Origin of the sequence: Rhodococcus sp. 15-2388-1-1a (assembly GCF_002259145.1) — a bacterium.
GTDB lineage: Bacteria > Actinomycetota > Actinomycetes > Mycobacteriales > Mycobacteriaceae > Rhodococcoides.
This window is the reverse complement of the sequence record NZ_NPFP01000018.1, coordinates 86,676-99,266: the sequence shown is the minus strand read 5'-3', so window position 1 is coordinate 99,266 and position 12,591 is coordinate 86,676. Positions and strand designations below refer to the sequence as shown.

Below are 12,591 nucleotides of genomic sequence, written 5' to 3'. Positions count from 1 at the left end.
GGTTCGGCGAGGATGAGCCGATAATCGCTGTACCCGACGTGTTGCCGTTGCTATTTTTTGCCGATGACCATTCGCTATCACGTGACCTCGGTGCTCAACCGCGAGTCGATTCGGCGGCACGGACTCGACTGGCGTCGCACGGGTTCCGCTCGCGGTATTGCCGGTAGCCACCGGCCCGAGCAGGAAGGTTGCTTTCTGGCGGCCGATGTGTGGGAACGTGACTGGTTCGTGGGCATGAACAACACCGGTGGACCGGTCGATGTCTGGGAAGTCAGTGGCGTCGAAGACGGTGATCTCGTGCAGTCGCCGGAGAACTTCTACTTTCGTCCCGGTGTCATTCCGACGTCACAGATTCAGTTGGTGCAGAAGGACATCGAGCCCGAGCGCTAGAGCATGCTCAGCACCCGGTCGATGGAGTCGACTGCCTGTGTCAGTTCGGCTTCGGTGATGGTCAGTGCAGGTCGGAATCGCACTGCCGCATCGCCGCAGCCGAGCGCCAGTACATGTTCCTCGGTACGCAACAGCTCGATCACGCGGTCGCGGGTGGAGGCGTCGGGTAGGGAGAAGGCGCACATCAGACCGCGGCCACGGACCTCGGATACAATCGTGTGTCGAGTTGCCAACTCCTGCAACTGGTTCAGCAGTACAGCTCCGAGTTCACCGGCACGAGAGATGAGCTTCTCGGATTCGACGACTTCCAGGATTCGACGCGACCGCACCATGTCGGTGAGGTTGCCACCCCACGTGGAGTTGATGCGGGAGCTGACAGCAAAGACGTTGTCGTCGATGTCGTCGACGCGACCGCCGGCCATGACGCCGCAGACCTGAACCTTCTTGCCGAAGGCCACGACATCGGGGACGACGTCGAGCTGCTGGAATGCCCATGCGGTACCGGTCATTCCAGCTCCGGTCTGCACTTCGTCCATCACGAACAGTGCGTCGAACTCGTGGCAGAGCTCCCGCAGCTTCTGCAGGAAGCGGGGCCGGAAGTGGTGATCTCCACCCTCGCCCTGGATGGGTTCGATGATGGCACAAGCAATGTCGTGCGGATTGGCCTCGAACGCCACCCGAGCCGCCGCCAACGATGCGTCCTCGAGTTCGTCCATGTTCGCGTCGGATCGGATGAACGGGGACGGGATGCGCGGCCAGTCGAATTTCGGGAAGCGGGCAACCTTGTTCGGGTCGGTGTTGGTGAGCGACATCGTGTAGCCCGAGCGCCCGTGGAACGCATGCTCGAAGTGCATCACCTGGGAGCCCAGTGACGGGTCGAGACCATGACGTTCGTTCCAGCGTGACTTCCAGTCGAACGCCACCTTCAACGCGTTCTCCACCGCCAATGCGCCGCCCTCCACGAAGAACAGGTGGGGCAGGCGAGCGTCACCGAGGACCCGCGCGAACGTGTCGACGAATCGGGCCATGGGCACGGTGTAGATGTCGGAGTTGCTCGGCTTGTTCATCGCCGCCTGCATCAGATCGGCCCGAAACTCCGGGTCGTCGATCAGGGCGGGATGGTTCATGCCCAGCGCGTTGGACGCGAAGAACGTGAACAGGTCGAGGTAGCGGGTGCCGTCCCTGGCGTCGACCAGTGTGGAGCCGGTCGAGGCATCGAGGTCGAGAACCAGCTCGAAACCGTCGGCCAGTAGGTGCTCGCCGATCACCTCGCGGACCGTCGAGGCATCGATGGTCGCGCCTGTGCGCTGTAATACTTGCGTCATGAGGTCGAACATACGCGTTAAAATTCCGTAAGCAAGTCCATATGACAGGAAATTATACGGTTGTGACCGTCATCGGTAGGCTGATCTCCGACAGTTCGGTTCTCTTCACGGAAGGTGTACGCGCATGTCTGCATCCATCACCCACGACGAGTTGAGTGTGCGCACTCGCGCGATCCTCGACCGGCTGGGTGCCACGATCGCGCTCGACGCCCCCGCGGGACCGGACGCGATCATCGCGCGCTCGCCGATCACCGGTGGGAACCTGGCGTCGCTGGCGTCGGCCTCGGCGGCCGATGTCGAGACCGTCGTCGCCGATGCTCGCACCGCGTTCGTGTCGTGGTCGCAGGTGCCGGCTCCCGTACGTGGTCAGGTGATCCGGGGACTCGGTGAACTGCTGCGCGTACACAAGGAGGATCTGGGCGCGCTGGTGTCCATCGAGGCCGGAAAGATCGTCTCCGAGGGCCTCGGTGAGGTGCAGGAGATGATCGACATCTGCGACTTCGCCGTCGGACTCTCGCGTCAGCTGTACGGCAACACGATCGCCACCGAACGGCCCGGGCATCGCATGATGGAGCAGTGGCATCCGCTCGGTGTCGTCGGCGTCATCACCGCGTTCAATTTCCCTGTTGCGGTGTGGAGTTGGAACACCGCTCTCGCTCTTGTCGCGGGAGACACGGTCATCTGGAAGCCGTCGGAGAAGACTCCGCTGACGGCCGTCGGAGTGCAGGCGCTGTTCGAGCGCGCCGCCGCCGCAGCCGGAGTGGACCCCACGATCGCGCAGCTGGTGATCGGTGATCGCGCGTCCGGCGAAGCGCTGGTGGACGATTCGCGGGTTGCGTTGGTCTCGGCAACCGGCTCGACGAGGATGGGACGTGCCGTCGCACCGCGTGTCGCCGAGCGATTCGGCCGAGTGTTGCTCGAACTCGGCGGAAACAACGCAGCGATCGTGACGCCGTCGGCCGATCTCGATCTGACCACGCGTGGTCTGGTGTTCTCGGCCGCCGGGACGGCAGGGCAGCGGTGCACCTCGCTCCGACGCGTCATCGTGCATTCCTCCGTCGCGGACGAGTTGGTCGGCAAGCTGGTCGCGGCCTACGAGACGCTCTCGATCGGATCTCCTTTGGCCAGTGACACTCTGGTGGGTCCGCTGATCGATGCCACCGCATTCGCGGGGTATCAGAAGGCTCTCGAGGCGGCGGTGTCCGACGGCGGAACGGTCGTGGTCGGCGGCGAGCGAGTGAACGTGGTCGACGAGTACTCGTTCTACGTTCAACCCGCGATCGTGAGGATGCCCGCGCAGACCGACATCGTCAAGCACGAGACGTTCGCGCCCATCATGTACGTGCTGACGTACGAGACTCTCGACGAGGCGATCGCATTGCACAACGATGTGCCGCAGGGTCTTTCGTCGTCGATCTTCACCACCGACCTGCGTGAGGCGGAGCGCTTCCTGTCCGCTGCCGGCTCGGACTGCGGCATCGCCAACGTCAACATCGGACCCTCCGGCGCCGAGATCGGCGGAGCCTTCGGCGGCGAGAAGGAAACCGGTGGGGGCCGCGAATCCGGTTCGGACGCATGGAAGGCCTACATGCGGCGGGCCACGAACACGGTCAACTACTCCAACGAACTGCCCCTGGCACAGGGAGTGAAGTTCGGCTGACGGCATGATCGGCAGTATGAAAGTACTGTCGATGATCCTCGCCGGCGTCGTCGTCGGCTATGCGATCAGTGATGTCCGACCGCTCGACTCCCTGCTGAGCAGCACGGCCGAATTCGGTTCACCGGCAACGATCGTCAACGGGCTCACTGTCCTCGCACTGACCGCCTGCCTGGTGAGCGTCGTGCTCGCACGTTCGAGTGCGCGGGGTGTGCTCGTCGTGGCGATCGGAGCAGTACTGGTCGTCGTGTTCCGGACAGTCGGCATGGTGACCGGAATGTTCGGAGACTGGGCCGGCGCAGTGGGAGCAGGCGCACTGCTCGGCGCGTCCGCCCTACTGGCGGGGCGACATCGCGGTGCGCAGGCATCGCTGGTCGTCGCCGCTATCGGAGCCGGTCTTCTCGGTAAAGCGCTGGATGCCCTGCTGCAAGCCGACGACGGTCCCGTGTTCGTGTGGGATGTCGTCGGTGCCGAGGACGCAGTGGTTCCGGAGCGGGCGATCGTCATGGTGATCGTGGCCTCGGCCGCGGCGATCGCACTGTTCCTGGCGTACCGCAATCAAGAACTACAGCCGTACGAGACCCGGCGGACTCTGCTGGTCGGCCTTCCGCTGCCTGTGGCTGCCGGTGTTCTGAGTTGGATTGCCGGCGGCCACGACAGTGGGGATGCCGTCTGGCTCGGTGCACTTGCCGGTATGACGGCCATCGCGCTGCTGGCGTCGTTCCTTCTGCCCGGGCGCAACGGACGGCTGCTGCTGGTCCTGTTCGCGTCATCGTCGGCTGGGATCGGCTCGTTCGGCTTCGCTGCCGGTGACAGTGCGCAGTTGGCTCTGAGCGTGGGTCTGCTGATCGTCGGAGCGGGCCTCGGCTACCGCTGGCCGCAGCTGTACATCGGGCTGGGCGGGCTGTTCGTCATCGCCGTTGCGGGCGTGATCGAGGGCTATGCCGAGGTGCCGACGGGATCGGAATTCGCCCTGCCGTTGGTCGCCGCGTACGTGGTGGTGTCGGCTCTCGCGACGTCGCCGGGCTCTCTGGCGCTCTCACTGCCTGTGCTGTTCACCATGACTCTGCCAGTCGTGGTGTATTCCGCGAGCTACGAACCGTCGTTGTCCATGGACGAATCGGTCATCTCGCGCACAAGCGAGCCCGACCACCTGATGCTATCGGTGGTCGGGCTCGTGGTCGTAGCAGTGGTGACGGGTGCCTGCGCGCTTCTGATGCGCAGGTCTGCCGTCATGAGCGGAACCTCGTAGCGGGCTACGAAGTTCCGTTCACCTAGGGTGCCGGGACTGCCGTCGTCGTGGTCGGAACGACGGTCTCCGGAGCTGTCTCGGCAGCCGTGTCGGTCGCGGTGACGCAGACCGGCGGTGCTCCCTCGACCGGCGTCTCACCCTCGACGGGGATCGTGCACTCGGGGGTCGTCGTGACGACGGCGGGTGCCGGCGTCTCGGCGGTGGTGACGGGTGCGGGTGCAGCCGGAACGGTGGTCGTCACGACGGGGGTCGAGGTTGCCGGGGCGGTCGTCGTGGCCTTCGGAGTTGCCGTTGCCGACGTGGTCACCGGTGCGACGATCGTTTCGATCGCTGCGCGTCCGGCCTTCTCCTGAACTGCCTTGGTCTTCACCGGCTCGCCCCGATTGGCTTCCTCCGCCAGTTCGGTCAGCCATGCCGCGGCGTACTGCACCGAGGTCAGCGGCTTGCCGTTGGCGGCATCGGCGTCGCGCCAGTAGTCGAAGTGGTGTCCCGATCCGGGTGCCAGGGTGAGGCCGTACGGGTCGTTCATCACGACGGGGATCGTGTTCTGGTTCGAGGAGATGAAGCCGGTGATCTCCTTGAAGATCTTCTGCGGCAGGTACACCAGGTCGACCATCTGACCGGTCTCGATCGGCTCCTGTTCGCCGTCGACCTTCGCCGAGACGGGGGTCGTCACTGAGCCGGGCTTGTAGTCGGGCTCGGAGACCTTGATCAGCACGTCGAGGAACGTCTCGTCGCTCTGCATCCAGTTGGGCTGCGATGCGATCTCGTTGAAGGCGTTGACTGCGATGCGTCCCAGGGCCAGTGCGAGATCTGCACCGGTGGCGGGAGTGAGGTTCTCGTTCTGCAGCGCGTCGGCGTTGACCTGGCGACCGACGTTGGCGGCCAGGTGAATCAGTGACGTGTTGGCGGGGAGTGCGCAGGTGAGGTCGCCGTCGGAGCAGAAGGACGCCACTCGGCCGTCGAGTGCGCCGAATCCGCCGGACGTACCGGGGAGTGCGCCTTGGCCGGAGACCGCGTTGTTGCCGTTCTGGTACTGGGTGTCGAAGCCGTCCGGGTTACCGAACGGGTTCTCGGCTCCGGGGAACGGGCCCTCACCGGCGACGCGGCCTGCGTCGGCGAAGATGACGACACCGACGACCTGGTTGGGGTCGACGATTCCGTAGGTGCCGTCCGCGGACACAACCTGGTTGCCGACCTCCATCGCGGTGCGGCGGGCAACGTCTGCGCCCTCGCTGTAGCCGACGATGGCGAATCTGGTGTCGGGGCAGGACGCCGAGATCGTCCTCATGATGGTCTGCGAGTTGGTGACGCCGGTCTGCACGGCGTTCTCGTAGCTCGCCAGGTCGGCCGGGTACTCGACGTACACCGCGGCGTAGGAGTCCGGAACCACGTTGCCGTTGTTGGGGGCGCGCACGGCCTGGTCGATCCAGTCGCTGGAGTAGTCACCGGACATCGCTGCGGGGAGCCGCTCGCCCTCGGGGGTGGTGAGCCACTTGACGCCCTCGCGCGGGGTGTCGCCGCGGCCGCCGATCGCGATGCTCACCATGTCGTAGCAGGTGGCCGTCGAGACCAGTTCGATCGATGCTTCGGTGGTCGTGGACGGAGTCGACCACGGTGCGGCGACGACTACTCCGGCACCGAGGGCTCCGATCGCGAACGCGCTCAACGCAACGCGCGCACGCTTCGACTTGCCAACATTCATGTTTTCGATCCCCATCGCTCACGGCCCGAACCGATTTTCCCGACTGCAGTTGCCAGTGGGTTACCCGGGATTTCGTCGGTCGGGTCGTTCGCGTTACAAACCGCGTCATTTACCGTCGTACGCATGGCTTTTCGACCCCAAATGACATCGATGGAATTCGACCTGCCCGACGGGTCGACGTGCGTTGTGCGTGAGGCGGTGGCGTCGGACCTGGAATCGATCGTGGCCTTGCTGGTCGACGACCCGCTGGGTGTCACGCGGGAGTCCGCCGACGTCATGGATCGGTATCGCGCCGCGTTCGAGGACATCTACTCGGACCCCCGAAACCTGCAGGTAGTGGTGGTGCACGGTGACGCGGTGGTGGCAACGCTGCAGTTGACCCTCGTTCCGGGGCTGGCGCGAGGGGGCGCACTGCGGGCGCAGATCGAAGCGGTTCGGGTGCACGCGCGGTGGCGTGGCCGGGGACTCGGCGGTGCGCTGATCAGGTGGGCGATCGCGGAAGCCGAGCGGCGTGGGTGCGCTTTGGTGCAGCTGACCTCCGACGCCAGTCGAACCGACGCCCATCGCTTCTACACCCGTCTCGGCTTCGTCGACTCCCACGTCGGCTACAAGTTGGCACTCGGAACTACCGCCTAGATACCCTGGGGGGGTAGGGTAGTGCTGTGAACTCGGAACGGCAGGAACTCGACGCACCAACCAAACTCCTCGGATTTGTCGTCGGGATCGCGTTCCTGTTCCTGGCGGCGCTGTTCGTCGGGGACAAGATCGGACCCGACGCCCAGGCGACCGCAGCCGCGTCACACACCGGCCACGACGCGCACGACGAGACGGCCGCACCGGCCGCAGTGCCTGCCGGGCTGCAGGCCACCCAGGACGGCTACACACTGTCTCTCGATCGTTCCGTCACCGAGTCCGGACCCGAGGTACCGGTCGCCTTCACGATCAGCGGACCGGACGGGGCGGCGCTGATCGACTACGACGTCATGCACACCGAGGAACTGCACCTCATCGTCGTTCGGCGCGACCTGACCGACTTCCAGCACGTACATCCGACGCGCAACGCGTCGGGAACATGGTCGACGGCTCTCGATCTCACCCGGCCCGGGCCTTATCGTCTGTTCGCCGACTTCACCCCGGCCGGTGGCGAGAACATCACCCTGGGAGCGGAGCTGACCGTTCCCGGCGACTATCGGCCGCAGCCCCTGAGTACACCGAATGTGACATCGAGGGTCGACGGTTACGACGTGACGCTCGCCGGTGCGGTCACCGCGGGGACGAACTCCACCGTTTCCCTGACGATCGAGCAGGACGGTCGCGAGGTCACCGACCTCGAGCCGTACCTCGGTGCCTACGGACACCTGGTGGCCCTACGCGCCGACGACCTCGCCTACCTGCACGTTCACCCCGAGGACGGGCCACCGGGGCCGACGGTCGACTTCACCGTCTCCGCGCCGACCGCGGGGACGTACGCGCTCTATCTGGACTTCCAGCACGGGGGCGTCGTGCACACAGCCGAATTCACCATCGAGGTACAGGAGGGACAGGCATGAGCCAGGAAACCGAACTGATCTTGGGCGGCATGACCTGCGCTTCGTGCGCCAACCGCATCGAACGCAAGCTCAACAAGCTCGACGGGGTATCGGCGACGGTCAACTACGCCACCGAGAAGGCGCGCGTCACCAGTGACGGCGTGGCCACCGAAGACCTCATCGCGGCCGTCGAGTCGGCCGGCTACACCGCCACTCTGCCCGCGGCCGAACCGGACGACGAGCTTCCGACCGACCCACTGAAGCAGCGATTGATCGTCTCGGCGGTGCTCAGCGTGCCGGTGATCGCAATGGCGATGATTCCGGCGTTGCAGTTCACCAACTGGCAGTGGTTGTCGTTGACCCTCGCCGCACCCGTGGTCGTGTGGGGCGCGCTGCCGTTCCACCGCGCCGCATGGACCAACCTGCGGCACGGCACCTCGACCATGGACACCCTCGTCAGCATGGGCACCCTCGCGGCGTTGGGGTGGTCGCTGTACGCACTGTTCTTCGGTACCGCAGGCACGCCCGGCATGACGCATCCGTTCGAGTTCACGATCGCTCGAATGGACGGGGCGAGCAACATCTATCTCGAGGCCGCGGCGGGCGTGACCACTTTCATTCTGGCCGGACGATGGTTCGAGAGCCGATCCAAGCGCCAGGCCGGTGCGGCGTTGCGCGCCCTGATGGACCTCGGTGCCAAGACAGTTGCTGTACTGAAAGACGATAAGGAACAACAGATTCCGATCGAGCAGTTGGCCGTCGGCGATGTGTTCGTCGTTCGTCCTGGCGAGAAGGTGGCCACCGACGGCACCGTCGAGAGTGGATCCTCGGCCGTCGACCGATCGATGCTGACCGGCGAATCCGTGCCCGAGGAAGTCGGCGTCGGCGACGCCGTGGTCGGTGCGACGCTCAACGTGGGCGGCCGAATCACCGTGCGAGCACAGCGAATCGGTGCCGACACTCAGCTCGCCCAGATGGCGAAGGCCGTCGAGGACGCCCAGACCGGCAAGGCGCAGGCGCAGCGCTTGGCCGATCGCATCTCCGGGATCTTCGTGCCGATCGTCATCGCGATCTCGGTCTCGACTCTCGGATTCTGGCTCGGTTCAGGCAGTTCCGCGGCAGGCGCGTTCACCGCTGCAGTCGCGGTGCTCATCATCGCGTGCCCGTGCGCGCTCGGATTGGCCACACCCACCGCACTGATGGTCGGCACCGGACGGGCGGCGCAGCTCGGCATCCTGATCAAGGGCCCGGAGATCCTCGAATCCACGCGCCGGGTCGATACCGTCGTCCTCGACAAGACCGGCACCGTCACGACCGGGGAGATGACCCTGCAGTCGGTGCACGTGGCCGACGGCGAGGACGAGGACGTGGTCTGTGCCGTGGCGGCGGCACTGGAGTCGGGTTCGGAGCACCCCATCGCCCGCGCCATCGCGGGTTCGGCACAGTCCATGACCGTCGAGGAATTCACCAGCCTCGACGGCCTCGGAGTGCAGGGTGTCGTCGACGGTCGCGCTGCGGTGATCGGCCGTCGTTCACTGTTGGCCGACTGGTCGATGCCGCTGCCGTCGGAACTGGCCGATGCATTCGAGACCGCCGAACGGCAGGGCCGCACCGCCGTCGCGCTCGGCTGGGACGGCAGGGCTCGCGGAGTGCTGGTGGTCTCCGACTCGGTCAAGCCGACGTCGAAGCAGGCCGTCGCGGAACTACGGGCACTCGGACTGACGCCCGTCATGCTCACCGGAGACAACGAGGCCGCTGCGCGCACGATCGCCGCCGAGGTGGGAATCGACCATGTCATCGCAGGCGTCCTGCCGACGGGCAAGGTCGATGCCGTCCGCGAGTTGCAGGCGTCGGGCAAGGTCGTGGCGATGGTCGGCGACGGCATCAACGACGCGGCCGCGCTGGCCACGGCCGATCTGGGGCTTGCCATGGGTACCGGCACCGATGTGGCGATCGAGGCCAGCGACCTGACGCTGGTGCGCGGTGATCTGCGGGCAGTGGGCGACGCCATCCGGCTCTCCCGACGCACACTGAGCACGATCAAGGGCAACCTGTTCTGGGCCTTCGCCTACAACGTCGCTGCCGTGCCGCTGGCCGCTGCGGGCCTGCTCAACCCTATGCTCGCCGGTGCCGCGATGGCGTTGTCCTCGGTGTTCGTGGTGAGCAACAGCCTGCGGTTGCGCCGGTTCCGTTCGTCGATGTGACCGGTTGGTAGCAGCGAACGGCTCGCTAGTACAGGATGGAGACATGTCCGACGCACACGATGTCCCCATCCGCGACGAATCGATCAGACTGGGTCAGTTCCTCAAGCTCGCCAACCTCATCGAATCCGGTGCCGAGGCGAAGGGCGTCATCGCCGACGGACTGGTGAGCGTCAACGGGGACGTCGATGTGCGGCGCGGACGGCAGTTGCAGCACGGTGATGTCGTATCGGTCCAGGGTGGGCCCTCGGCCCGCGTGAGCAAGGAAGAGGCACTGTGAAGGTCGGTAAGGGCGGACTGCCGCGCAACGAAGTTCCCGGAGCATTCGATGTCGGCGCCAAGGCGTACGACCGACTCGTCGGAGCGAACCCCGGTTACCACGAACACCTGCTCAAGTCGGCCAAGCGCCTACGGATCCCGAACCTCGGTTCCGGTCTGCGTCTGCTCGACATCGGTTGCGGCACCGGCGCATCCACTGCAGCGCTGCTCGAAGCCGCGCCGCATGCCGAGATCGTCGCCGCCGACGCGTCCGCCGAGATGCTCGAGGTCGCACGGAGCAAGGACTGGCCGTCGAACGTGACGTTCGTGCACTCACGCGTCGAAGATCTGGCGATCAACGGGGTGGACGGTCCATTCGACGCGATTCTCGCCGCCTACCTCATCCGGAATGTGGACGCCCCCGATACGGAGCTCAAATCGCTTCTGTCACTGCTGCGTCCGGGCTCGACCATCGCGTTCCACGAGTACTCGGTGCACGATTCGCTACGGGCCAGGATCTCCTGGAACGTGGTGAGCTGGGGCATCATCATTCCGCTGGGCTGGCTGGCGACGCGCGACGCCACCCTGTACCGGCACCTGTGGCGCAGTGTCGTGACCTTCGACGGTGCCTCGGCCTTCATGCGTCGGATGCAGCGAGCCGGCTACACCGGCGTAGCCAGAGAGACCATGACCGGTTGGCAGAACGGTGTGGTGCACACGTTCCTCGGCTCTCGTCCCACGGAGGAAGAGCGTTGACCGACTCCAAGAAGGTCACCCATGCTGCGGCGCAGGGATATTCCGATGCCGGTCAGCTGGCGGACGTCCCGCACGTGGTGGTGGTCGGCGGGGGAATCGCGGGCCTGAGTGCTGCGACCGCACTGGCCGAGCGCGGCGTGAAGGTGCACGTGGTCGAACGCGAAAGCTACCTCGGTGGCCGCGTCGGCGGCTGGGACACGACGCTCGAGGACGGCTCGCCCGCCACCATGAGCCGAGGCTTCCACGCGTTCTTTCGGCAGTACTACAACCTCCGAAACCTGCTCCGCCGCACCGACCCCGAGTTGGCTCGGCTGCGCCCGGTCGATGATTACCCGCTGATCGACGGCGACGGCCGGATCGACGGATTCAAAGGCCTGCCCGATACGCCGCCACTCAATGCATTCGCGTTCGTCAAGCGCAGCCCGACGTTCCGGTGGAAGGATCTCACCGACCTCAACGGCATCGCGGCACTGCCGTTGATGACGGTAAGTGTGCCGAAGACGTTCGACGAGCTGGATACCACTCCGGCCGCAGAGTTTCTGCGCAACATCAACTTTCCCGAGGCAGCACGGCATCTGGCGTTCGGCGTGTTCTCCCGAAGCTTCTTCGCCGATCCCGAGAAGATGTCTGCCGCCGAACTGGCCATGATGTTCCACATCTACTTCCTCGGCTCCTCCGAGGGCCTGATCTTCGACGTTCCACGCGACCCGTATCCGCAGGCTCTGTGGGACCCGCTGGGGGAGTACCTCACCGGGCTCGGAGTCGACATCAGAACGTCCACTCCGTGCGGCGAGATCAGCCGCGGTGGGTTGCGAAAGTTCCGCGTCGACGCAGGCGGCATCATCGACGCCGACGCGGTGGTGCTCGCCACCGACATCGCCGGATTGCAGCAAGTGCTCGAGCAGTCACCCGAGCTGGGTACGCCCGATTGGCGCAAACAGGTTGCGGCGCTGCAGAATACACCGCCGTTCCTGGTTCACCGAGTCTGGTTGAGCAAGGCCGTCAACGCCGACCGCCCCGCCTTCATCGGCACCGGAGGCATGCCCCCGATCGACAACATCAGCGTGCTCGAACGATTCGAGGACGAGGCCGCGCAGTGGGCTGCCCGCACCGGTGGCTCCGTCGTCGAACTGCACGCCTACGCCGCCGAGGACTCCGAGGAGGTCACCCGGCAGCAGCTGATGGATCGGATGCACGAGATCTATCCGGAAACCGCTGCCGCAGAAGTGATTGCCGAGCGATCCGAGTGGCGCGACGACTGCCCGATGTTCGGCCTCGGTGCGTTCGCCGAGCGGCCGACCGTCCGTACCCCCGAACCCGCACTGGTACTGGCGGGCGACGGCATCCGTATCGATCTGCCGGTCGCGCTGATGGAACGTGCAGCCACCACCGGGCTGCAGGCCGCGAACACACTGTTGGCGAGCTGGGGCATCACTGGTCACGACATCGAAACAGTTCCGACGAGTGGACGATTCAAGATGTTCGACGCCATCGAGAGGCTCATGAACAGGTGAGTTC

11 protein-coding genes are annotated in these 12,591 nt (G+C 65.5%); 9 read left to right on the top strand and 2 right to left on the bottom strand.

Annotation, left to right across the window (positions count from 1 at the left end; translation table 11 throughout):
- Positions 1–63: 63 nt before the first annotated feature.
- On the top strand, positions 64–390 hold the full coding sequence (locus CH302_RS12085; RefSeq protein WP_037195414.1) for a hypothetical protein: 327 nt from the start codon (positions 64–66) through the stop codon (positions 388–390).
- Here the strand turns inward: CH302_RS12085 and lat are convergent.
- Positions 387–1,715: an L-lysine 6-transaminase gene (lat, locus tag CH302_RS12080; protein WP_037195741.1), complete on the bottom strand. Its 1,329-nt coding sequence runs from the start codon at positions 1,713–1,715 to the stop codon at positions 387–389. The genes CH302_RS12085 and lat overlap by 4 nt on opposite strands.
- A 124-nt stretch (positions 1,716–1,839) precedes the next feature.
- Between lat and amaB the strand changes: the two genes are divergently transcribed.
- Together amaB and CH302_RS12070 are read left to right on the top strand one after the other, a co-directional pair.
- Positions 1,840–3,375 carry an L-piperidine-6-carboxylate dehydrogenase gene (gene amaB / locus CH302_RS12075; RefSeq protein ID WP_037195416.1) on the top strand — a complete coding sequence of 512 codons (1,536 nt, stop codon included), beginning with the start codon at positions 1,840–1,842 and terminating at the stop codon, positions 3,373–3,375.
- A 16-nt stretch (positions 3,376–3,391) separates the two neighbouring features.
- Positions 3,392–4,624, top strand: coding sequence for a hypothetical protein (locus tag CH302_RS12070; RefSeq protein ID WP_141216633.1), 1,233 nt, complete (start codon positions 3,392–3,394; stop codon positions 4,622–4,624).
- Positions 4,625–4,646: 22 nt separating this feature from the next.
- Here the strand turns inward: CH302_RS12070 and CH302_RS12065 are convergent, their stop codons facing one another.
- The gene (locus CH302_RS12065) at positions 4,647–6,344 is read right to left on the bottom strand and encodes a cutinase family protein (RefSeq protein ID WP_037195421.1); all 1,698 of its coding nucleotides are present in this window, start codon (positions 6,342–6,344) and stop codon (positions 4,647–4,649) included.
- 108 nt (positions 6,345–6,452) lie between these two features.
- On the opposite strand from CH302_RS12065, the gene CH302_RS12060 reads away from it, so the two are divergent.
- Genes CH302_RS12060 through CH302_RS12035 form a run of 6 tightly spaced genes read left to right on the top strand, consistent with a single transcriptional unit; the run spans position 6,453 to position 12,587 of the window.
- Positions 6,453–6,965 (top strand): GNAT family N-acetyltransferase, encoded by a 513-nt coding sequence (locus tag CH302_RS12060; protein WP_230596505.1) that lies wholly within the window; start codon positions 6,453–6,455, stop codon positions 6,963–6,965.
- A gap of 26 nt (positions 6,966–6,991) precedes the next feature.
- Positions 6,992–7,879: a hypothetical protein gene (locus CH302_RS12055; protein ID WP_037195423.1), complete on the top strand. Its 888-nt coding sequence runs from the start codon at positions 6,992–6,994 to the stop codon at positions 7,877–7,879.
- Entirely contained in the window at positions 7,876–10,062 is a 2,187-nt protein-coding gene (locus tag CH302_RS12050) for a heavy metal translocating P-type ATPase (RefSeq protein ID WP_037195425.1), read from the top strand. The genes CH302_RS12055 and CH302_RS12050 overlap by 4 nt, the downstream gene beginning before the upstream one ends.
- A 43-nt stretch (positions 10,063–10,105) precedes the next feature.
- On the top strand, positions 10,106–10,339 hold the full coding sequence (locus CH302_RS12045; protein WP_032397061.1) for an RNA-binding S4 domain-containing protein: 234 nt from the start codon (positions 10,106–10,108) through the stop codon (positions 10,337–10,339).
- Complete coding sequence (locus tag CH302_RS12040; protein WP_037195427.1) at positions 10,336–11,073, top strand: class I SAM-dependent methyltransferase; 738 nt, start codon at positions 10,336–10,338, stop codon at positions 11,071–11,073. The genes CH302_RS12045 and CH302_RS12040 overlap by 4 nt, the downstream gene beginning before the upstream one ends.
- Positions 11,070–12,587, top strand: a complete 1,518-nt coding sequence (locus CH302_RS12035) for an NAD(P)/FAD-dependent oxidoreductase (protein WP_037195428.1) — start codon at positions 11,070–11,072, stop codon at positions 12,585–12,587. Before CH302_RS12040 ends, CH302_RS12035 begins: the two co-directional genes overlap by 4 nt.
- Positions 12,588–12,591: the final 4 nt, after the last annotated feature.

What these genes read in the sequence shown, in the direction of transcription:
- CH302_RS12070 (WP_141216633.1), top strand. Translation starts at nt 3,392, where the DNA reads ATGAAAGTACTGTCGATGATCCTCGCCGGCGTCGTCGTCGGCTATGCG.
- CH302_RS12060 (WP_230596505.1), top strand. Translation starts at nt 6,453, where the DNA reads ATGGCTTTTCGACCCCAAATGACATCGATGGAATTCGACCTGCCCGAC.
- CH302_RS12065 (WP_037195421.1), bottom strand. Translation starts at nt 6,344, where the DNA reads ATGGGGATCGAAAACATGAATGTTGGCAAGTCGAAGCGTGCGCGCGTT.
- amaB (WP_037195416.1), top strand. Translation starts at nt 1,840, where the DNA reads ATGTCTGCATCCATCACCCACGACGAGTTGAGTGTGCGCACTCGCGCG.
- CH302_RS12045 (WP_032397061.1), top strand. Translation starts at nt 10,106, where the DNA reads ATGTCCGACGCACACGATGTCCCCATCCGCGACGAATCGATCAGACTG.
- lat (WP_037195741.1), bottom strand. Translation starts at nt 1,715, where the DNA reads ATGACGCAAGTATTACAGCGCACAGGCGCGACCATCGATGCCTCGACG.
- CH302_RS12050 (WP_037195425.1), top strand. Translation starts at nt 7,876, where the DNA reads ATGAGCCAGGAAACCGAACTGATCTTGGGCGGCATGACCTGCGCTTCG.
- CH302_RS12085 (WP_037195414.1), top strand. Translation starts at nt 64, where the DNA reads ATGACCATTCGCTATCACGTGACCTCGGTGCTCAACCGCGAGTCGATT.